This window comes from Pseudomonas sp. NC02 (assembly GCF_002874965.1).
GTDB lineage: Bacteria > Pseudomonadota > Gammaproteobacteria > Pseudomonadales > Pseudomonadaceae > Aquipseudomonas.
Window position 1 is genome coordinate 1,539,644 of the sequence record NZ_CP025624.1, and the last position, 20,026, is coordinate 1,559,669.

At 60.8% G+C, this 20,026-nt stretch carries 18 protein-coding genes, 1 tRNA gene and 1 riboswitch; of the genes, 6 read left to right on the top strand and 13 right to left on the bottom strand.

From position 1 onward, the window contains the following. Positions 1-94 precede the first annotated feature (94 nt). From C0058_RS07150 to C0058_RS07160, 3 genes are read left to right on the top strand one after another with little or no spacing between them, the layout of a single operon-like run. Positions 95-868 (top strand): 2OG-Fe dioxygenase family protein, encoded by a 774-nt coding sequence (locus tag C0058_RS07150; RefSeq protein WP_102368284.1) that lies wholly within the window; start codon positions 95-97, stop codon positions 866-868. Beyond that, a complete protein-coding gene (locus tag C0058_RS07155) occupies positions 865-1,788 on the top strand; it encodes a lysine exporter LysO family protein (protein ID WP_102368285.1) in 924 nt (307 codons plus the stop codon). Before C0058_RS07150 ends, C0058_RS07155 begins: the two co-directional genes overlap by 4 nt. Before the next feature lie 24 nt (positions 1,789-1,812). Beyond that, positions 1,813-3,588 carry an amidohydrolase gene (locus tag C0058_RS07160; protein ID WP_256579559.1) on the top strand — a complete coding sequence of 592 codons (1,776 nt, stop codon included), beginning with the start codon at positions 1,813-1,815 and terminating at the stop codon, positions 3,586-3,588. Positions 3,589-3,703: 115 nt separating this feature from the next. On the opposite strand, the gene C0058_RS07165 is transcribed toward C0058_RS07160, so the two are convergent. From C0058_RS07165 to C0058_RS07215, 10 genes are all read right to left on the bottom strand, one after another. Next, positions 3,704-3,777 (bottom strand) — tRNA-Gly (locus C0058_RS07165). 137 nt (positions 3,778-3,914) lie between these two features. Then, positions 3,915-4,799 (bottom strand): alpha/beta fold hydrolase, encoded by an 885-nt coding sequence (locus C0058_RS07170; RefSeq protein WP_003212046.1) that lies wholly within the window; start codon positions 4,797-4,799, stop codon positions 3,915-3,917. A gap of 305 nt (positions 4,800-5,104) precedes the next feature. Beyond that, positions 5,105-5,797: a pseudouridine synthase gene (locus tag C0058_RS07175; RefSeq protein WP_102368287.1), complete on the bottom strand. Its 693-nt coding sequence runs from the start codon at positions 5,795-5,797 to the stop codon at positions 5,105-5,107. Next, on the bottom strand, positions 5,797-6,009 hold the full coding sequence (locus tag C0058_RS07180; RefSeq protein ID WP_003212042.1) for a cysteine-rich CWC family protein: 213 nt from the start codon (positions 6,007-6,009) through the stop codon (positions 5,797-5,799). Before C0058_RS07180 ends, C0058_RS07175 begins: the two co-directional genes overlap by 1 nt. A gap of 73 nt (positions 6,010-6,082) precedes the next feature. Then, entirely contained in the window at positions 6,083-9,724 is a 3,642-nt protein-coding gene (gene uca / locus C0058_RS07185) for an urea carboxylase (protein WP_102368288.1), read from the bottom strand. 304 nt (positions 9,725-10,028) lie between these two features. Next, the gene (locus tag C0058_RS07195) at positions 10,029-10,661 is read right to left on the bottom strand and encodes an urea amidolyase associated protein UAAP2 (protein WP_102368290.1); all 633 of its coding nucleotides are present in this window, start codon (positions 10,659-10,661) and stop codon (positions 10,029-10,031) included. 9 nt (positions 10,662-10,670) lie between these two features. After that, positions 10,671-11,396, bottom strand: coding sequence for an urea amidolyase associated protein UAAP1 (locus C0058_RS07200; RefSeq protein WP_003212035.1), 726 nt, complete (start codon positions 11,394-11,396; stop codon positions 10,671-10,673). Further along, positions 11,393-12,157: an ABC transporter ATP-binding protein gene (locus C0058_RS07205; protein ID WP_003212032.1), complete on the bottom strand. Its 765-nt coding sequence runs from the start codon at positions 12,155-12,157 to the stop codon at positions 11,393-11,395. The genes C0058_RS07200 and C0058_RS07205 overlap by 4 nt, the downstream gene beginning before the upstream one ends. Continuing rightward, positions 12,154-12,969 carry an ABC transporter permease gene (locus C0058_RS07210; RefSeq protein WP_003212030.1) on the bottom strand — a complete coding sequence of 272 codons (816 nt, stop codon included), beginning with the start codon at positions 12,967-12,969 and terminating at the stop codon, positions 12,154-12,156. Before C0058_RS07210 ends, C0058_RS07205 begins: the two co-directional genes overlap by 4 nt. Before the next feature lie 12 nt (positions 12,970-12,981). After that, complete coding sequence (locus tag C0058_RS07215; RefSeq protein WP_003212027.1) at positions 12,982-14,049, bottom strand: putative urea ABC transporter substrate-binding protein; 1,068 nt, start codon at positions 14,047-14,049, stop codon at positions 12,982-12,984. Positions 14,050-14,110: 61 nt separating this feature from the next. Next, a riboswitch (guanidine-I (ykkC/yxkD leader) is annotated at positions 14,111-14,211 on the bottom strand. Positions 14,212-14,513: 302 nt separating this feature from the next. On the opposite strand from C0058_RS07215, the gene C0058_RS07220 reads away from it, so the two are divergent. Beyond that, on the top strand, positions 14,514-14,870 hold the full coding sequence (locus C0058_RS07220; protein ID WP_003212026.1) for a hypothetical protein: 357 nt from the start codon (positions 14,514-14,516) through the stop codon (positions 14,868-14,870). A gap of 159 nt (positions 14,871-15,029) precedes the next feature. Then, positions 15,030-15,479: a DUF3757 domain-containing protein gene (locus C0058_RS07225; protein ID WP_102368291.1), complete on the top strand. Its 450-nt coding sequence runs from the start codon at positions 15,030-15,032 to the stop codon at positions 15,477-15,479. Here C0058_RS07225 and C0058_RS07230 read toward each other — a convergent pair. Continuing rightward, entirely contained in the window at positions 15,473-16,585 is a 1,113-nt protein-coding gene (locus C0058_RS07230) for an enoyl-CoA hydratase/isomerase family protein (protein WP_102368292.1), read from the bottom strand. The genes C0058_RS07225 and C0058_RS07230 overlap by 7 nt on opposite strands. Before the next feature lie 135 nt (positions 16,586-16,720). Here C0058_RS07230 and ung point away from each other — a divergent pair, with 135 nt between their 5' ends. Beyond that, on the top strand, positions 16,721-17,413 hold the full coding sequence (gene ung, locus C0058_RS07235; RefSeq protein ID WP_003212020.1) for a uracil-DNA glycosylase: 693 nt from the start codon (positions 16,721-16,723) through the stop codon (positions 17,411-17,413). Between the two features lie 68 nt (positions 17,414-17,481). On the opposite strand, the gene C0058_RS07240 is transcribed toward ung, so the two are convergent. Continuing rightward, positions 17,482-18,519: an AbrB family transcriptional regulator gene (locus C0058_RS07240; protein WP_003212018.1), complete on the bottom strand. Its 1,038-nt coding sequence runs from the start codon at positions 18,517-18,519 to the stop codon at positions 17,482-17,484. Then, positions 18,512-20,026, bottom strand: coding sequence for a tripartite tricarboxylate transporter permease (locus C0058_RS07245; RefSeq protein ID WP_003212016.1), 1,515 nt, complete (start codon positions 20,024-20,026; stop codon positions 18,512-18,514). Before C0058_RS07245 ends, C0058_RS07240 begins: the two co-directional genes overlap by 8 nt.

Genomic DNA, 20,026 nt, shown 5'->3' on the forward strand with positions numbered 1-20,026 from the left:
TCGTTGTAAGACACTTCTCGTTGTTCGCGCCTCCATTGAAGTTCTCCACGGTGATTGCCTATGTTTGATGGCATCAAACCAAGGAGGAATGACCATGCCTCGAAGTGCCTTAGCAGAAGATGGATATCTGCATTACATGCCTCGTGTGAGCCAGACTCATTGCGTCGAAGAGCTCGCAGAATTACGTCGAGAGTTTGAACAGTTGGAGCCGGATGAGTACGCCCCGCCTGGAGTAAACAGGTTTCGACGGTATGGCAACGGAGTCATTCTTCCCTGGCAAGACACGCATGAAGGCCACTGGTTGCCAATCGTCAAAGATGGGGCAGGCCACGGACGCGCAGGTTACGACCAAGGCGGTAACAATCCGGATCACGCAAATATTCGCTACTTTCACGCGTTGAGTGATGCGGTAAAAAACAATCGCGTACTACTCGACATGATCGATGAAGATTTTTCCCTGACGTTCTGGCAGCATCCTGGCCAGCCCCTTCCTATCTATTTTGGGGTGCATTTTGTAAAACTCACGTCCGCGAGTTCGGATCAGCCAGGTATAAGCTCACCGAACTTTTTTCACCAGGATGGAGAGCCCTTCACGTTTGCGCACTTGATCTACCGTTCTTCGAACATGACGGGTGGCATCAATTTTATTGGGCATCCGGAAATCCGAAACATGCTGTTCGAGGACGCGCGGGCAAGTCAGATTTTGGCGGAGTTTACCCTTTCACAGCCTCTCGATAGTTTTGTCGTTCATGATCCGAAGGTTTCGCATTACATAAGCCCGATCAAGAAACTTGACGACGCCTCTCCCGGAGTCTGTGAGCGTTGTATTGTTTTGGTTGATTTCTCGCCAACCATTCAGAGGATATGACGGTGCAGGCGTTGAACTCGATATTGCCCATCTTGATTGCGTTGGGAATAGGCCTTCTATCGAGCAAACTCTTGTTCTCGGATAAAGCTGTTGCCCGATTGGTCAGTCTGATCAGCCCTTTGGTTTGGGGGCTACTTTTTCTGATAGGCACTGAGTTCGGCGAAGTGGTTTCTTCGCTGGATGCGGTTGGGTATGTGCTCAAGACATCTTCGCTTGTCGCGGTCGCAACAACAGTGGTGCCTTGCATGCTGCTGCTGGGCTTGGCGGCTTTGAGGGGGGCTGGACGAGAACCAGGCAGGGTTGCCAGTTTCGATATGCATGGCGCTGCTGCTCCTCTGAAAGAGTGCTTTATTGCGCTGCTGATGGTGGCCTTGGGCGTGTTGTTCACATATGCAGAATCAACCGTTGCAAGCTTGTGGCTTCCACCCAGCAACGTGATGTTAATGGTACTGATCTTCTTGGTGGGACTCGACTTGTCGAGCATCAAGTTAGGTCGTGACTGGATCTCATGGGGCGTTCTATGCGTTCCGATTGCCGTGGTCATTGGCTCAATATTGGGAGCCTATGCGGTTCATTTCATCACTGGCGAAGATATCCGTTTGCTCCTGGCACTCTCGACGGGATTTGGATGGTTCACGCTATCCAGCGTCCTGGTCGGAGGGCTGTCCGGAGAAGTTCATGGCGCTACGGCATTGCTCGCAGACCTGGGGCGCGAACTGATCGCGATCGCTTTACTGTACCTGGTCGGTGGCTTCCACCCAAAGGTCGGTATTGCCGCCGCTGGGGCAACCGCTCTGGACTCGACGTTACCGATCGTGCGCCAAACCTGCCACTGCGACACGCTGCCTACCGCTCTCATGAGTGGTTTGATTCTGACGGTGTTAGCGCCCTTTTTTATAACCTTCTTTCTGACCGCATGACGTGACCTCTTACTGGAGGAAATCATGACTCCACGATTTTCAGGAGAAAAACCGAGTCTGCAACCATCAGCATTTAAAAGTCTCACGCTCGGCCCGATGCTTGCCGCGTTTGAACAGCTGCTGATGTGTATCAAAACTCAGCCCAAGGCGTTGATCCCGGTGGCTATGTTCCTGTCGCTGACGGGGCCTGTCCGGGCGGAGCCAACGATTATGGAAAATGTGCGTGGTTATACCGTGAGTGGAGGCGGTCTGATGCGTTTTGATGCGTTGGCCTTTGATGCGTCGGGCAAAGTGATTTGCGTCGGTATGGCGGCCGATCTTGCTGGCAAGCATGCATTGGCGACGCGCATCGATGGTAAGGGTGCGTCCCTCTTGCCTGGGTTGACCGATGCGCACGGCCATATCAAATGGCTTGGAGAGTCCCTTCGAAGCATTGCTTTACGGGGCTCTCCAACACTGGTTGATACGCAGGAAAGGCTTCGGGTATTCGCTGCAGCGCGCCCCGGCGCCCGTTGGCTGACTGGCTCAGGCTGGAACCACGTTACCTGGAAGTTGGGGCGTTTTCCGACGGCTGCCGAAATTGATAAGGTCGTTGTCGATCGACCAGTGTGGCTAATTCGGGTGGATGCCCATGCCGGATGGGCTAATACCAAGGCGATGCAACTGGCGGGTATTACTAAGGACACGCCTGATCCGAAAGGCGGACGTATCGAACGGGATGCAGAAGGTAACCCGACAGGTGTATTTATCGACGCCGCTATGGGGCTGGTCGCGGATATTATTCCGCTGCCTGACGAGCAGGAGCGAGAGGTCGCGTTGCAGGCTGCATTGGAGCATCTCAATGCACAAGGACTGACATCTGTGCACGATGCAGGTGCTGATAGGCAGATGATCAAGACGATGCGCGGTTTTGCCGATCGCGGCCGGCTTCCGTTACGTGTCTACTCGATGATCAACGGTGCGGGGGATGATTTCGCGGTGTTGTCCCAGGACGGCCCTTTGATCGGCTATGGCGATGATCGTCTTACCATTCGTAGCGTCAAGCTTTGTGCCGATGGCGCTTTGGGAAGCCGTGGTGCGGCGCTGTTTGAGCCATACACCGACGACCCAACCAACAAGGGGCTGCTTTTTGAAAGCCGGCAGGAGATGAAGCACAAGATTGAGTCGGTACTGAAAGCCGGCTTTCAAGCTAATGTGCATGGCATCGGTGATGCTGCCATCAAGCAGGTCATGGATAGCTTTGAACAGACCTACGCCACAGTCGGTGGGCGCGCCTTGCGTAACAGGATCGAGCATGCGCAGGTGGTTGATGTGGAGCAGATACCGCGCTTTATCGATCTAGGGCTGATTGCATCGATGCAGCCTACACATGCTACCAGCGACATGAATATGGCTGAGGACAGGGTGGGTGTCGAACGGATCAAGGGGGCTTATGCCTGGCGCACTCTGCTTAACCAGGGAACGAAAATTGCGGCAGGGTCAGACTTCCCAGTCGAATCTGCCAATCCGTTCTACGGCATACATGCTGCCGTGACTCGCTCGGATCATGAGGGCAACCCCTTGGCTGGATGGCACCCTGAGCAGGCCATGACCCTCTTCGAGGCTTTCCGTGCATTTACGCTGGATGCAGCTTATGCAGCCCATCAAGAAGCTACCCAAGGCAGCATTGAGCCCGGAAAGTGGGCCGATTTTATCCTGGTTGATCAGGACATTTTTGCCGTCAGCCCGGCAGACATCTGGAGGACACGCGTCCTGCAGACTTGGGTTGGCGGGAAGAAGGTCTATCAGGCGATTGAATGAGCCCGGTTCGACCGTTTAATTTCCAAATCCCACCCATAAAAAAACCGGTCACCAAGGACCGGTTTTTTTACACATCCCCCGTCAAAACCAGCCTGACGCAGGACCAAAATCTGAGTGGAGCGGGTAGAGGGAATCGAACCCTCATCTAAAGCTTGGGAAGCTTTCGTTCTACCACTAAACTATACCCGCTCAGAGCGGCTGACTTTGTACCAGATGTGCTCGCGGATTTGAAGTTTTTCTTCGAAAATTCTGTGTTTTACGTGCCAACGGTCGATCGTGGGCAGGCGGCCCCCCTGGGAAATCCGGCCCGCCCACAACCCCACCGCTCATACGGCAAACGCATGCTGTGGCTGTGACGCGTGGTACCGCAACCGGCTTGGCTGCTGCTCCGGTCTTAAAAAGCCCATCAACGCCTCCCGGCTATCCCGGCACGCGGCCTTGTGCTCCATATCCAGAAAGTGCCCGGTCGCCTGAATCGTGCCGAAGCTGCTTTTCGCAATATGTTGCCCAAACAGCTTGGCATCCTGGGCACTGGTGTACTCGTCCCATTCGCCGTTCAAGAACAACACCGGTATATCAATCTGCTTAGCGGCCTTGAGGTAGCACAGCCGGTCGCTGTTGAGCACGTGGCTGATGTGAAAGTGCATCTGCCCATACTCGTGCTCGGCCAGGCTGCTCACGTGTTTGTGATTGAAGCGTTTGAACAGCGACGGCAGGTGTTTGCCGATGGTGCTGTTGACCAGGTGGCCCACGCGGTCACGGTCGAGGTTGCCGAGGTAGTCGACACCGCGCTCCAGGTAGTCGCGCATCGGGGCGTTGATCACCGGGGAGAACGAGCTGATCACGGCCTTTTCCACACGGCGCGGGCGGTGGGCGAGGGCGACGAGGGTCGCGGCGCCGCCCCAGGAAAAGGACAGCACGTGTTCGGCGGCGAAGTGGTCGATGAGTTCCAGAAGGATCTGGCCCTCGACTTCTTTCGTCAGCATATGCTCGTGGCGGTTGTGGATTTTGGAGCGGCCAGCGTAGGGCTGGTCATACAAAACCACGTTGAACGTCGGGTGCAGGCTTTTCACGGTCTGGGCGAAAGACGCAGTGGTGGCCATTGAGCCGTTGACCAGGATGATGGTCTTGGCTGCTGCGTCCGCGCGATAGAACTCCGTGTAAACCCGATACTGACCCTGTATATCCAGCACAGCGATTTCTGGCCTCATGTCGTAAGACTCCTGGCAAGCGGGTAATGCGCGCAGATCACTCTGCACGAGCTTTGTGACAGGTAGGCATACGCCTGGAAGTGAGGGCCCATGTCGATCCGGTACTGGCTGGCCGACGGGTGTTGTTATGGCGGGCAATTTGCCGTGAGAGGCCCGCAGGTCAAGCGTGCGGACGGGCAAAGTGTTTCTTGTAGGTAGGGGTGACTCGCCAGTCAGATTGCGGCTGGCTGGGTTGATTCAAGCATCAGGGATGCCAGTTCGCCAGTCGATGGCGTGGGTTTTTGCCATCATCGGCTGAACGGTCATCAGACCTGTTGGATTTCAGCCTCTGTAAGCGCCCGGTAATGGCCTGGCGCAAGGGCTGCGTCCAACTCCAGCGGTCCCATGCGTTCGCGGTGCAGGCGCATCACTTTGTTGTCGAAGTGCCCGAACATGCGCTTCACCTGGTGATAACGCCCTTCAATGATGCTCAGGCGCGCCGTTCTGGGGCCCAATAGTTCCAGTTCCGCCGGTTGGGTGGTGAGGTCTTCAAAGGCGAAGTACAGGCCGGCGGCGAAGGTGGCCGCGTATTGCGGGCCGATGTCCTGCTCGGTCTCGACGTAGTAGACCTTGGGCAGTTTGGTTTGCGGCTGGGTCAGGCGGCGCGACCACTGGCCGTCGTTGGTGATCAGCATCAGGCCGGTGGTGTTGAAATCCAGACGACCGGCGATGTGCAGCTCGTGCTTGTCCGGTTCATCCAGCAGGTCGAGCACCGTGGGGTGTTGCGGGTCGGACGTGGCGCTGACGCAGCCCTGGGGTTTGTGCAGCATGAAGTAGCGCGCGGGTTTGCCGACCTGGAGGATTTCACCGTCGACACACACGCGGCTGAATTCGCGCACTTCGTAATGCGGATCGCTGACTGTTTGGCCGTCGACGCTGATCCGCCGCTCCACCAGCAACAGGCGAACCTGTTTACGGTTGAAACGCGGCAGGTTGCTGAGGAAACGATCTACGCGCATTACGACCGCTCGTTGCCGCGCAGTTGTTCGTCCACCTGGGCACAACGCGGGCACAGGCAGGCTTTATTGCGCAGTTCCGCCGGCAAGGCTTCGAGCACTGCGGGGTCGATGCTGACGGAATAGCACCAGCACGCCTGGTCGGCAGTGCGCGGGTCGGCCAGGGCGCAATCGTTGCGGGCGCCGCAGGCGGGGCAGAGGGTTGGCGTGGTCATCGGTCGCTTCAGGCTGTATCGGACAAGGTCCCGGTGAAACCCGGTGTGCCTTGCACGATACAGCCCCGCCGCGTTATTGCAAATCACGCTCCAGCACCACCACCCGTTGGCCTGCGCCAATGCCGCTGCCGGGCTGCACCGGAATTTCCCGCACGGTGCCGGCGAACGGTGCGACTACCGGGATTTCCATTTTCATCGACTCCAGGATCACCAGCACATCTCCCGCCGCCACGCGTTCGCCAGCGCTGACCTGCACTTGCCAGAGATTGCCGGCGATGTGGCTGTCGATGCTGTATTCGTTGGCCTGCAAGGGCGTGTCTGCGCCCTGTGGTGCGGCGAGTTCCTCGCTGTCGAAATGCGCCTGGCCACTGGCGATCCAGCGTTCGCGTTCGGCGTTGAACGCGCGCTGCTGTTGCCCGCGAAACGCGCCGATGCTTTCGGCTTCCTGCGCGAGAAAGGCCTGGTAATCCGTCAGGTTTAACTGGCTGTGTTCGATGCTCAGTTCAAACCGCCCAAGGGGGAAATCCCGGCGAATCTGCACCAGCTCATCGGCGCTCACCGGGTAAAAGCGGATCTGGTCGAAGAAGCGCAGCAACCACGGTTTGCCATCGAACGCGGCCACTTCCCGGTAGCGGTTCCACATCTGCAAGGTACGCCCGACGAACTGATAACCGCCGGGGCCTTCCATGCCGTAGACGCACAGGTAGGCGCCACCGATGCCCACGGAGTTTTCGGCGGTCCAGGTGCGTGCCGGGTTGTACTTGGTGGTGACCAGGCGGTGACGCGGGTCCAGCGGCGTGGCCACGGGCGCGCCGAGGTAGACGTCGCCCAGGCCCATCACCAGGTAGCTGGCATCGAACACGGTGTGGCGCACTTCGTCGAGGTTGGCCAGGTCGTTGATGCGGCGGATGAACTCCAGGTTGCTCGGGCACCACGGGGCATCCTTGCGCACGGTGGTCATGTATTTTTCGATCGCCAGTTGGCAGGCCGGGTCGTCCCAGGACAGTGGCAGGTGGACGATGCGCGACGGCACTTGCAGGTTTTGGCTGGCGCAGACGGCGTGCCATTCGGCGGTGATCAGCGCCAGGAGGTCGGCGAGGGTAAGTTGTTCGGGCTGGTAGTGGATTTGCAGGGAGCGGATGCCGGGTGTCATGTCGATGACGCCGTGCAGGGCTTGTGCTTCGAGGGCTTGCATCAGGGCGTGGGCGCGAAAGCGCAGCACCAGGTCGAGTTCCGGGGCGCCGATTTCCAGGAGCAGGTGGGTGTCGCCGGCGAGGCGGGCGACGAGGCGGGTGTCGGCCTGGCCGATGTCCAGAACAACAGGCGACCTGATCATTCCCACGCTCTGCGTGGGAATGCATCCTGTGACGCTCTGCGTCATTGCGTCGACAGCGGGACGCGGAGCGTCCCAGGCGGCATTCCCACGCAGAGCGTGGGAACGATCCCATTTCAAGGCGAGGTCTCGGGCGGTCTTGATGTCGACGGGGGTGAAGCAGATTTTGTCACCCGCCTTGAGCTGGCCCAACTGCCACAAGTCCGCCTCGATCACTGTCACCGGGCATACAAACCCACCCAGGCTCGGGCCGTCGGGGCCGAGGATCACCGGCATGTCCCCGGTAAAATCCACCGCACCAATCGCATAGGGATTGTCGTGAATATTCGACGGATGCAACCCCGCCTCACCGCCATCCGTACGCGCCCACAGAGGCTTCGGCCCGATCAACCTCACACCCGTGCGGCTGGAGTTGAAATGCACTTCCCACTGGGTGGCAAAGAACGTCTCGATGTACTCGGGCTTGAAGTATTCCGGCGCGCCGTGGGGGCCGTAGATCACCCGCAGTGTTCGCACCTCGCCAAGCGGTTCAGGCACTAGCGTATTGCCGCAACTGAGATCCTCCAACGGCAGTAAGTGCAACACATCACCCGCCCGCAAAGCCCGCCCGCCATGCCCACCAAACTGGCCAAGGGTGAAGGTACTTTTGCTTCCCAGATAATCCGGAACCTGCAGCCCGCCGCGCACGCAAAGGTAGCTGCGAGCACCGGCCCCGGCGATGGTGCCCAGGCTCAAGGTTGCGCCCGCCGGGATCAGCAACGCGGTGTTCATCGGTACCGCTTCATGATTCAAGCGCAGCACAATGTCTGCACCCGTCACCGCCACCACCGCCGCACAATTGAAGCGCAGCAACGGCCCGCTCATGGTGATTTCCAGCGCAGCGGTGCCCTCGGCATTGCCCAGCAGGCGATTGCCCAGGCGCAGCGCGCGACTGTCCATCGGCCCCGACGGCGGCACGCCTACGGCCCAGTAACCGAGGCGCCCCGGATAGTCCTGCACACTGGTTTGCGTGCCGGCGCTGAGCACTTCAAACGTGTTGGCGTGGTACACCAAATCTTCAAGGCAGCGCGTCCACGGATGGCCACTGGCGAACGGTGTAGCGAGCAGAATCTGGCGCAGATAATCGCGGTTGGTTTCCACGCCGTACAGTTGGCTGTTGCTCAGGGCTTGATGCAAATCCAGGCGTGCCTGTTCGCGGGTCGGCGCCCAGGTGATGAGCTTGGCGATCATCGGGTCGAAGTAGGGCGGAATCTCGCAACCGGCCTCCACCCACGTGTCGATGCGCAGGCCTTCAGCGACCGGGAAGTCCACATACGTCAAAAGCCCCGGGCTTGGCTGAAACTCCCGGCCCGGATCTTCGGCGTACAGGCGTGCCTGAATCGCGTGGCCGTGAGGCTTCAGTTGCAGTTCCCGCAATGGCGGCATTTCCCCGGCGGCCAATTGCACCATCCAGCGCACCAGGTCCACGCCCCACACTTGCTCGGTGACGCCATGTTCCACCTGCAACCGGGTGTTCACTTCCAGAAAATAGAAGCGGCCATCGGCGCTATCAAAGATAAATTCCACGGTGCCGGCGCTGCGGTAATTCACTGCCTTGGCCAGGGTGATGGCGGCACGGCACAGCTCATCCGCCATGCCGTCGGGCAGGTTCGGCGCCGGGGTTTCTTCAAGCACTTTCTGGTTGCGCCGCTGCACCGAACAGTCGCGCACGCCGAGGGCGATGACCTCGCCGCAGCCGTCACCAAACACCTGCACTTCCAGGTGCCGGGCGTGCTGGATGTACTTCTCGATAAACACACCGGCATCGCTGAAATTGTTCTGGCCCAGGCGTTTCACCGCCTCGAAACAGTCGCGCAATTCATCGGCGCTGTGGCACACGCGCATGCCGATCCCGCCACCACCGGCGGTGCTTTTAAGCATGATCGGATAGCCCACGGTTTCCCCGGCCAGTAGTGCGGCGTCGAGGCTGTTGAGCAGCTCGGTGCCTTCCAGCAGCGGGATGTTGTGCTGCCTGGCCAACGCGCGCGCGGTGTGCTTGAGGCCGAATACCCGCAGCTGTTCCGGCGTCGGGCCGACGAAGGCGATGCCTGCTGTTTCGCAGGCTTCGGCGAAGGCGGCGTTTTCCGATAGAAAGCCATAGCCGGGATGAATCGCGGTGGCGCCACACGCCTTGGCCGTGGCGAGGATTTTCTCCACCGACAAATAGGTGCCGGCCGCCGCGCCTTCGCCCAGGCTGTAGGCCTCATCCGCTTGCTGGATATGCAGGCTGGCGGCATCGGCTTCGGAATACACCGCCACGCCCTTGACCGAAAGCTCACGCAAGGTGCGCAGGATGCGGCAGGCGATGACGCCACGGTTGGCGATCAACAGTTTTTCGAACATGGCAAAACCCCGCAGGCCGATGAGTGCTCGGCCTTGTCCTGGGATGCGGGCCGTCCCGCAAATGTGGATGGCGCTGCGGTCGTCCGCAGCGCATGCAGTCAGTGTGGGAGGTGGAGTGTGGGAGCGGGCTTGCTCGCGAATGCGGTGGTTCAGTCAATACATCAGTCGCCTGATACGCCGCTTTCGCGAGCAAGCCCGCTCCCACACAATCTCGCTCCCACAGGTGATCTTCAGCGTTTTCGCAGGCACTGCCCGGCGCGAGCCTGGCACAGGGCGAACAACCACTGGCGCAACCGCTTGATCTTCAGTTCCATACCAGTAACTCCGCAGGGGTTGGGTTGTAGCCGTTGCACGGGTTGTTCAGTTGCGGGCAGTTGGAGATCAGTACGATCACGTCCATCTCGGCCCGCAGGTCGACGTGCTTGCCGGGGGCGGAAATCCCGTCCTCGAAGGTCAACCCGCCATCGGCGGTCACCGGCACGTTCATGAAGAAATTGATGTTCGGCCCGATGTCGCTTTTACCCAGCCGGCCATCGTGGGCGCAGGCCCGCAGGTAGTTGTCGCGGCAGCTGTGCATGTAGCGTTTTTCCAGGGCGTAGCGCACGGTGTTGCTCTCTTGGGCGCAGGCGCCGCCAAGGGTGTCGTGGCGTCCGCAGGTGTCGTCGACGATGGTCAGCATTGGCTGGCCGAGGTTGGAATACAGCACGCTGCCGGTGCTCAGGTACACGCTGTTTTGCCGACGCAGGGTGCGCTGCACGTCGTAGCGTTCCCTGGGGTTTTTCAGGCTGTAGAACAGCGTGTCGACCGCCTGGTTGCCCTCAAGGTCGAGGATGCGCAGGGTCTGGCCGGCTTTGACTTCCATCAGCCAGGGTTCGCCGGCGGGAATGGTCGCGCGGTACACGGCCGCGTCCGGTTGTTTGGCGAGTGCGATAGACATGGCAGGTCCTCAGGCGAACAGACGGTCGGTGTTGATAAAGCCGCGCTCGTTTTCCGGGCGCGAGGTTCGGCAGTGTTCGGCGACGCTTGGGTCGGCGTTCATCCAGCTGAGTTTCAGCGGCTGCGGCGCGTACTCGGGGTTGGGGTCCATGGGATGTTGCAGCGCGGTGAGCACCACCAGTGTGTCCATCGGTGCGTAGAGTTCGATGTAGTCGCCGGCCTTGGAGTGACCGGGGACAAAGTGCAGGCTGCCAGCTTCATCTACCGTGACTTTGCTGAACAGGTTGAGGGTCATCAGCAGGTCGGACAGCCCCAGGCCCCACTTGCCCAGTTCCACCAGCAGGTTGTCGGTGCCGTTGCGGTAGAAGCCGTTGCGCAGCTCTTGATAGCGGCCTTTGCCGTATTTTTCCGCGACCTCGGAGGCGCATGACACGCCGCCGATACTGTCACTCCAGCCGCAGGTGTCGGCGGTGATGGCAGCCAGCACGCGGCCCATGTCCGAGTACAGGCAATGGCCGTTGGTGAGCTTGGCGGTGTGTTGGCATTTGAGGCTGTCGGGCAGGTTCAGGCGCTCGGTTTTTTCATTGGCATTGAGCAGGGTCAGGCTGACGTTGGCGCCGCCGCGAATGTCGGTGAGGCGCAGCAGTTGGCCGCGCTTGAGCACAAAGGAACGGTGGCCGCCGCCGGGGAGCATTTCCTCGGCGAAAGGTGGGAACAATTGAGTTGAGTCGGTCATTTGGAAGTGGCTCCAAGTTCGGCGGCGATCGCCTTGCGGCGCTCGCTGTTCAAAGGGATGTCGTAGGTGATGCGGGCGCCGTAGGCGCCGGGGGCGTGTGGGTCGAGGCGCACCTTGTCGAATACCAGCAAGCGGGTGCCGAGGCTGAAGCCTTCGCTGAGGTCGTGGGTGACCATGAACACCGTCAGCCTGGTTTCGCGCCACAGCTCCAGCAACAGCAGGTGCATGTCTTTGCGAATGCCCGGGTCGAGGGCGCCGAAGGGTTCGTCCAGCAGCAACACGCGGGGCTTCATGATCAGCGCCTGGGCGATGGCCAGCCGCTGCTGCATACCGCCGGAAAGCTGCGCCGGGTACTTGTCCAGGGCATGGCCCAAACCGACTTTATGCAGCAGCGCCGCGGCCTGTTCCCTGGCCTGTTTTTTCGCGCTGCCGAACAGGCGGCCGAGCAACGCTGAACGCGGCAACTCAAGGCCCAGCGCAACGTTGTCCAGCACCGTCAGATGCGGGAACACCGAGTAGCGCTGGAACACCACGCCACGGCTGGCATCGGGTTCGGCGGCGAGCGGTTTACCGTCCAGCAGGATCTCGCCATGGCTGGCGGTTTCCTGCCCCAGCAGCAGGCGCAGGAAGGTCGATTTGCCGCAACCGGAGGTGCCGACCAGGGTGCAGAATTCGCCTTCGGCCACGTGCAGGTTCAGGCGCTCCAATACCACCTGGTCGCCATAGCGCTGCCACACATTGTTGACGCTGATAAAACTCATGCCCGCGCTCCTTCGTACCAGGGGAACGCGCGCCGGGTCAGGGCCTTGAGGCCCCAGTCCATCAGCCAGGCCAGCAGGGTGATCCACACCACGTAGGGCAGGATCACGTCCATCGCCAGGTAGCGGCGCACCAGGAAGATCCGGTAACCCAAACCGTCGGTGGAGGCGATGGCTTCGGCTGCAATCAGGAACAGCCACGCCGAGCCGAGCATCAAGCGCAGGGAGATCAGCAAACGTGGCAGCAATTGCGGCAGCACCACCCGCAGCATCAGGGTCCAGGTGGAGGCGCCGAGGGTCTGCGCCTTCACCAGCAACTCCACGGGAATTTCCCGTGCCCGCTGTTCCAGGTCCCGCGCCAGGGCCGGGGTGATACCGATCACGATCAGCATCACTTTCGACAATTCCCCCAGCCCGAACACGATGAACAGGATCGGCAGGATCGCCAGCGGCGGCACCATCGACAGCACCGTCAGCAAGGGGGACAACGGTGCGCCAAACAGCGGCAAGGTGCCGGCTGCAATGCCCAGGCACAGGCCGGCGAGGGCGCTGATGCCCAGGCCGATCGCCAGGCGGCGCAGGCTTGAGGCGCTGTCTTGCCACAGCACGTATTCACCGGTGCGAGTGTCGGCGCTGAAGGCCAGGCGTTTCACTGCGTCGCCCATTTGTGCGGCGCTGGGCAGCAGCTTGTCGTTGGGGTTGTCTGCCAGGCGCTCGGCCGAGCCCACGAAGTAGGCGAACAGCAGCAGGGCGAAGGGCAGCAGCACCAACAGCAGGCGACTGGAGCGTTCCGGGTGACGGTTGATCAGGCGCATGGCCGCGTCCTCTTACAGCGTGCCGTCGGCGGCCATCTGTACGTAGCTGGGGTCGAAATGCAGCTTGAGGTTGGCGGTGTCGCCGCGGGTCACGCCATTGGCGAAGCTCATGCCCACGGCGTTGGTGTCCTTGGCACCTTCACCCAGCAGGCCGTGTTTAAACGAGAACTCGGCGACTTTGCCCATGGTGGCGGGCAACTGCGCGCTGGTGGCGAAGGCCAGGGCTTCCTTGGGCGTGGCGAACAGCTTGGTGGTGTCCAGTTGCGACTGGAAGCCCTTGAGGTCGGTGCCGGAGGCCTTGGCCATGTGTTCCAGGGCGTCGGTGCTGGCGGCGTTTTTCGCGTTCATCAGCGCCACCACTTCAAACCAGGCGCCGGTCAACGCTTTGCCCAGCTTGGGGTTGTCCTTGAGGGTCTGGGTGTTGACCACCATCATGTCCATGATTTCGCCGGGCACTTTGCTGGAGTCGAACACTTCGGTGACGCCGGGCTTGGCCTTGATCTCCGAGAGCATCGGGTTCCAGGTGGTGACGGCCTTGACCTGGTCGGTGTTGAAGGCGGCGGCGATGTCGGCGTCGGAGGTGTTGACCACTTTCAGGTCTTTTTCGCTGAGGTTGGCCGACTCCAGGGCGCGGGCCAGCAGGTAGTGGGACACGGAAAGTTCCACCAGGTTGACGTTCATGCCCTTGAGGTCGGCGACGGTCTTGCCTTCACCTTTGATGACCACGCCATCGTTGCCATTGGAGAAGTCGCTGACCACCAGCGCGGTGCTGTCCACGCCGCCGGCGGCGGGAATGGTCAGGGCGTCCATGTTGGTCATGGTGCAGCCGTCGAACTGGCCGGCGGTGTACTGGTTGATGGATTCGACGTAGTCATTGAGCTGCACCATGTCGATCTTGATGCCGTACTTCTTGGCCCACTTGTCGAGGATGCCTTGGCTGCCGGCGTATTCCCACGGCATCCAGCCGGCATAGATCGTCCAACACACGCTGAAATGGTCTTTGGGGGCGGCTTGGGCGGAAAAACTCACCACGGCGGCGAAGGCGGCGGCGAGCAGGGCGGGTAAACGTATCGAGGGCATGGATGCTTCTCCAGTTGATCAAGGGCGAGCAGGAGCAACGCGGCACCGTGAACGGTGGCTTGTCTCCCGGGCTTTTATCCCGCCGTGTAACCTCAACTGGAGGTCGCCGACTCTCGGACCAGCCACTCGCCTTAGCGAGCCGGAACCCTAGTCAGCCATTGCAAATTGTGGTGCCGCGAACCTGTGATGACTCCTGCACGGGAGAGGTAAAGCGAGAGTCGTGCCAAGTGGCACGGGTGCAGTAATGGCGTGGGTTGGCGCGAGGAGGGGGGCGCAACGTGCGGTGAATATGCGTCGTGGTGGTGCGGGATTGCACTGCAATGAGGCGACCGGCAGATGTATCAATCTATGTCTAAATCGCACCAGATTCCGTTTTTGATGTCAGATATTTCGTCAGGCAGTGAAAGCTGTTTGCCGCCCCCCAGCGTCGCTGGGTGTGCTCTTCCGCGGTCCAGGAGGCCGCCATGTATCGTCGACTGCTTCTCATCGCTTTGCTCGGCTTGACCCTTTCTGCGTGCGCGCCTTATTACGGTGGCGGCCAGGCCTACTACGGTTCCGAGGTCTACACGGCGCCCGCGCCGGCGTATTACTACGGCGGCGGCCCGTATTACCATTACCGCCAGGGTTACTACCCGCCACCGCAGCGTTATTACCCGTCGCCGCGTTATTACCAGCCGGCGCCTCGCTATTATCCTGCGGGGCCGCGCGCGGGTTATCGGCCTTACCCAAACCAGGGTTGGGGCAACAGTCACTGGGGTAATGGTGGCGGGCATGGCCAGGGTGGTGGTCAGGGTGGAGGCCGTGGCGGCGGTCATCGCTGATAGGAATAATTGGAAAAACGGCGCTCAGGCGCCGTTTTGTTTACCGTTGGTCGGCACTGTCATATTTGACAGCTATCCTGTGGGTTACGCCTGTAGTTAATTGGGAGCAGTCGCCTGTTAGGCGTATCGCTTCCAGCATCGACTGATGGAACCCATGACATGAACGTCAGCCCGCTCTACCTGTTATTTTTTGCTTTTCTTGGCGTCAGTACGTTGGCAGCAGCGCAATCCTGTCCTTACCCGAGTGCTGTACGCTACGTTGACGGTCACTTTCAGGGAACTGACAGCGACTCGCCATGGATAAGCCAGGCAATGAGCGGCCGGGAATTCGTGGAAACCTTTGTCGGCGCGCTTTTTACTCCAAGCGAGCAGGACGAGCGCAAGCATGGCTATCTGGAAAAGTGCATTTATAAAACCCTGAGGGGCAAGACAGTCACCCTGAGGTACGGCACGGCTCAAGCCGGGGGGGCGATGTCGCTGGCAGATACCACGCATTGGGTACCGGGCACCGATGCTTTCGGGCAACAGATTTTCCAGTGCGACGACCACCAACCCGATAATTGTGCCTTCACGTTCGAGGGCAAAAAAGCGCCGGCGGACGCTCAATAGTCAGACAGGTCCGCCAGCGGATGCCGCCCTTCCCAGACCTTGTGGAAGTGCGCCTGCACCACGGCCTCGGGGATCAAGTTGATGTCCGGCCAGTGCCAGTGTGGCTGCTGGTCCTTGTCGATCAACCGCGCCCGCACACCTTCGCTGAATTCCGGGTGACGGCAGCAGTTCAGGCTCAAGGTGTATTCCATCTGGAACACCTGGGCCAGGGACAGGTGCCGCGCGCGCTGGATCTGTTCCCACACCAGGTGCGCGGTCAGCGGGCAGCCTTCGTTCAGGGTCTTGCCTGCGCGGCGGAGCAGCGGGTCGGTGTGATCGCGTAACTGGCTCAAGGCTCGCCACGCACAGCGCACATCCCCCACGTCCAGCCACTCGTCGATCTGCCCACGGCGCGGCAGCCATTGGGCTTCGGGCAACTGGCCGGCGGCTTCCTGGGCCAGGGCCTTGAGCAGGCTGTTGAGCTGCATGTCGGTCTGTTCCTGCCAGTTCAGTTGCAGCAGGCCTTCAAGCAGTTCGTCTTGTTGTTCATCCAGCAGGAAACGGTCAGCCAGGCCCAGGTCCAGGGCGTCGCGGCCATTCATATGGGCGCCGGTCAGGCCGAGGAACAACCCCAACTTGCCGGGCAGGCGAGACAGGAACCAACTGGCGCCCACGTCCGGGTACAGGCCGATGCTGATTTCCGGCATGGCCAGGCGGCTGCTCGGAGTGACGATGCGCACGGCGGCGCTTTGCAGCAAGCCCATGCCACCGCCCAGCACATAGCCGTGGCCCCAGCAGATCAGCGGTTTGGGATAGGTGTGCAGGCGGTAGTCGAGGCGGTACTCCGCGGCGAAAAATTGCGCGGCCAGCGCCGGTACTTCGCCGGGATGTTCACGGCAGGCCTGGGCCAGGCTGCGCACTTCGCCACCGGCGCAAAAAGCCTTGGGGCCATTGCCGCGCAGCAGCACGCAGACGATTTGCGGGTCTTTGGCCCAGGCGTCCAGGCGTTCGCTCAGGGCCAGGATCATCGGCAACGACAAGGCATTGAGGGATTTTTCCGCGTCCAGGCTGGCGATGCCAACGCGGGCGCCGCCGGTGCCAATCAGCTCTTCGAAGTGCAGGTTCATCATGACCTCAATCGAGAAAGTGAAGGTTCAGTATGATCGCTTCGCAGGAAAGTGCGGTATCTGCGTCAGATCAATTGACAAGCAAGGTCGGCTTTCCTAGGGTTCGCCTCATTCTTTTGACTAGACAGCGTAACCATGACCACCGACGACCGTATCAAACTCGAACCCAGCTGGAAACACGCCCTGCGTGACGAGTTCGACCAGCCGTACATGGCCCAGTTGCGGGAATTCCTGCGCCAGGAGCACGCGGCAGGCAAGGAGATCTATCCACCCGGCCCGATGATCTTCAACGCACTCAACTCAACGCCCCTGGACAAGGTCAAGGTGGTGATCCTCGGCCAGGACCCGTATCACGGCCCGGGCCAGGCCCACGGCTTGTGCTTCTCGGTGCAACCGGGCGTGCCGGCACCGCCGTCGCTGGTCAATATCTACAAAGAACTCAAGCGTGACCTGAACATCGACATTCCCAACCACGGCTACCTGCAAAGCTGGGCCGACCAGGGCGTGCTGATGATCAACACCACCATGACCGTGGAGCGCGCGAATGCCAACGCCCATGCGGGCAAGGGCTGGCAGTTCTTTACCGATCGGATTATTGAAGTGGTGAGCGAGCATCAGCCGCACCTGGTGTTCTTGCTGTGGGGCGCCCATGCGCAGGGCAAGCAGAAGCTGATCGACGCCACCAAGCACCTGGTGCTGACGTCGGTGCATCCGTCGCCGTTGTCGGCCTATAGAGGGTTTATTGGCTGCGGGCATTTCAGCCGCACCAACAAGTTTCTTGAGCAGAATGGCGAGACGCCGATCGAGTGGCGATTGCCGCCGGTTTGACATAGCTCCAATGTAGGAGCTGTCTCGCTAAAGCTCGACAGCTCCCACAATTGAACGTCTCTTGGGCTTCAGATTTTGTCTGGCTGCCGGTTCCAGTGCCGAAACAAAGGCTCCGCCAGAAACAGCACAAACAACAAACGCATCACCTGCATCGCCGTCACCAATGGCACCGACAATTGCAGGGTTTCCGCCGTCAGGCTCATTTCCGCAATTCCGCCTGGCATCATGCCCAGTGTCAGCGAACGCAGGTCCAGATGTGTGAGTGCGCTCAAGCCCACAGCCGCCAGCGTCGCAATCAACATGGTCAACGCCGTACCGATCAACGTACGTCCCATGAACAACGGCGCGCGCCGGAAGAACTGCCGGTTGAAGTGGCAGCCCAGGCCGCTGCCGATCAGCCACTGGCCGATCTGGCTGCCGCCGTCGGGCAGCCCGATGTGCAAGTCCCAGGTAATGCTGGCGGCGGCACTGACCAGCAGCGGCCCGAACAGCCAGGGGTTTGGCTGACGCAAGCGCTGCCAGCCCCAGGCCACCAGTGCGCCGACGGGAAACAGCAGCGCCAGCCAGGTCCAATCCACCGTCGCCGGATGAAACTGCGGGGCACCTTCCCCCAGCAAATACTTGAACGCCGCCGGCACACAGAGCACCACCACCAATACCCGCAAACTCTGGCCCGCCGCGACGCGGCTGAGTACTGCGCCGTTGCGTGCGCCGAGGTTGACCATCTCCCCCGACCCACCCGGCATGCTCGAGAAAAACGCTGTGGCACGGTCTTCACCGCTGCGGCGCATCAACCACACACCCACGATGCTGGAGAGGCTGGTGACCAGCGCGCCGAAGAAGATCAGGCCGAAGTGGCTCATCACCTGCTCGATCACCACCGGGGTGAAGTGCAGGCCGATGCCGATGCCCACCACCCATTGGCCGCATTTGCGGCCGCCGGGAATTTCCGCGAGCTGCCAGGGTGTCAGGCAGCGCACCAGGATGATCGCCAGCAACGAGCCGACCATGTACGGCAGTGGCCAGCCGATCTGGCTGGCGAGATACCCGCCCAGCAGACCGACCAGCGGTGTTGCCCACCAGTTTCTGAACGTGGCCTCAGACATCGGCCACGGCACGACGCTGCAGGGAACGCTTGCGCCAGATGCGCAGGAGCGGGAACAACAGCATCAAGGCCGTCAGTACCCACACGCCGAAGGTGATCGGGCTCGACCAGAGGATCTGCAATTCGCCGTTGGAAATCGACAGCGCACGACGCAGGTTCTGCTCCATCAACCCGCCGAGGATAAAGCCCAGCAGCACCGGCGAGAGCGGGAAATCCAGCTTGCGCAGGATGTAGCCGAAGATGCCGATGCCGACCATCAGGAACAGGTCGAAGGTGGTGGCGTGAACCGCGTACACACCGATCGCAGTGATGATGGCGATCACCGGCACCAGTGCCCAGTTCGGCACGGCAAGGATGCGGGTGAAGATGCGGATCATCGGGATGTTGAGGATCACCAGCATGATGTTGGCGATAAACAACGAGGCGATCAGGCCCCAGACGATGTCCGGTTGCTGTTGGAACAGCAGCGGGCCGGGGGTGATGTTGTACAGCGACAGGGCGCCGATCATCACCGCCGTGGTGCCCGAGCCGGGTACGCCGAGGGTCAGCATCGGCACCAGGGCGCCGCAGGCGGAAGCGCCGATCGCGGTTTCCGGAGCCGCGAGGCCGCGCATGTCGCCCTGGCCGAATTTACCGCTGGCACCGGCCAGGCGTTTTTCGGTCATGTAGGCCACGGCCGAGGCCAGTGTGGCACCCGCGCCCGGCAATACACCCATGATGAAACCCAGCAGGCCGCAGCGAATATTCACGACGAATACCGCGGAAGCTTCCTTCAGGTTGAACATCATGCGTCCGGTGGCTTTCACGGCTTCCTGGCCACGGTGGGTTTTTTCCAGCAGCAACAGGATCTCGCTGATGGAGAACAGGCCCAATACAAGCACCACGAACTGGATGCCGTCGGTCAGGTGGATGTTATCGCCGGTGAAGCGGTATACGCCGCTGTTGGCATCGATACCCACTGCTGACAGAAACAGGCCGATCAATGCCGCGACAAAGGTCTTCAGCGGCTTGTCACCGGCCATGCCGCCCAGGCAGACGATGGCAAACACCATCAGTACGAAATATTCCGCCGGGCCGAAGGCAATCGCCCATTTGGCCAGCAGCGGGGCGAACAGCACCATGCCGCAGGTGGCGATAAACGCACCGATGAACGAACTCCACGCCGACAGCGACAACGCCACGCCCGCCAGGCCTTTGCGAGCCATCGGGTAGCCGTCGAGGGTGGTCATCACGGTGGAAGCTTCACCCGGGATGTTCAACAGGATCGAGCTGATGCGCCCGCCGTATTCGCAGCCCAGGTACACGGCCGCCAACAGGATCAAGGCCGACTCAGGCGGCAGCCCCAGGGCAAATGCGATGGGGATCAACAGCGCTACGCCGTTGATCGGCCCAAGGCCCGGCAACAGGCCGACCACGGTGCCGATCAAGGTGCCGCACAGTGCGGTGATCAGGTTGTAAGGGGTCAGTGCAACGCCGAAGCCCTGGCCCAAATAGCTGAACGTATCCAT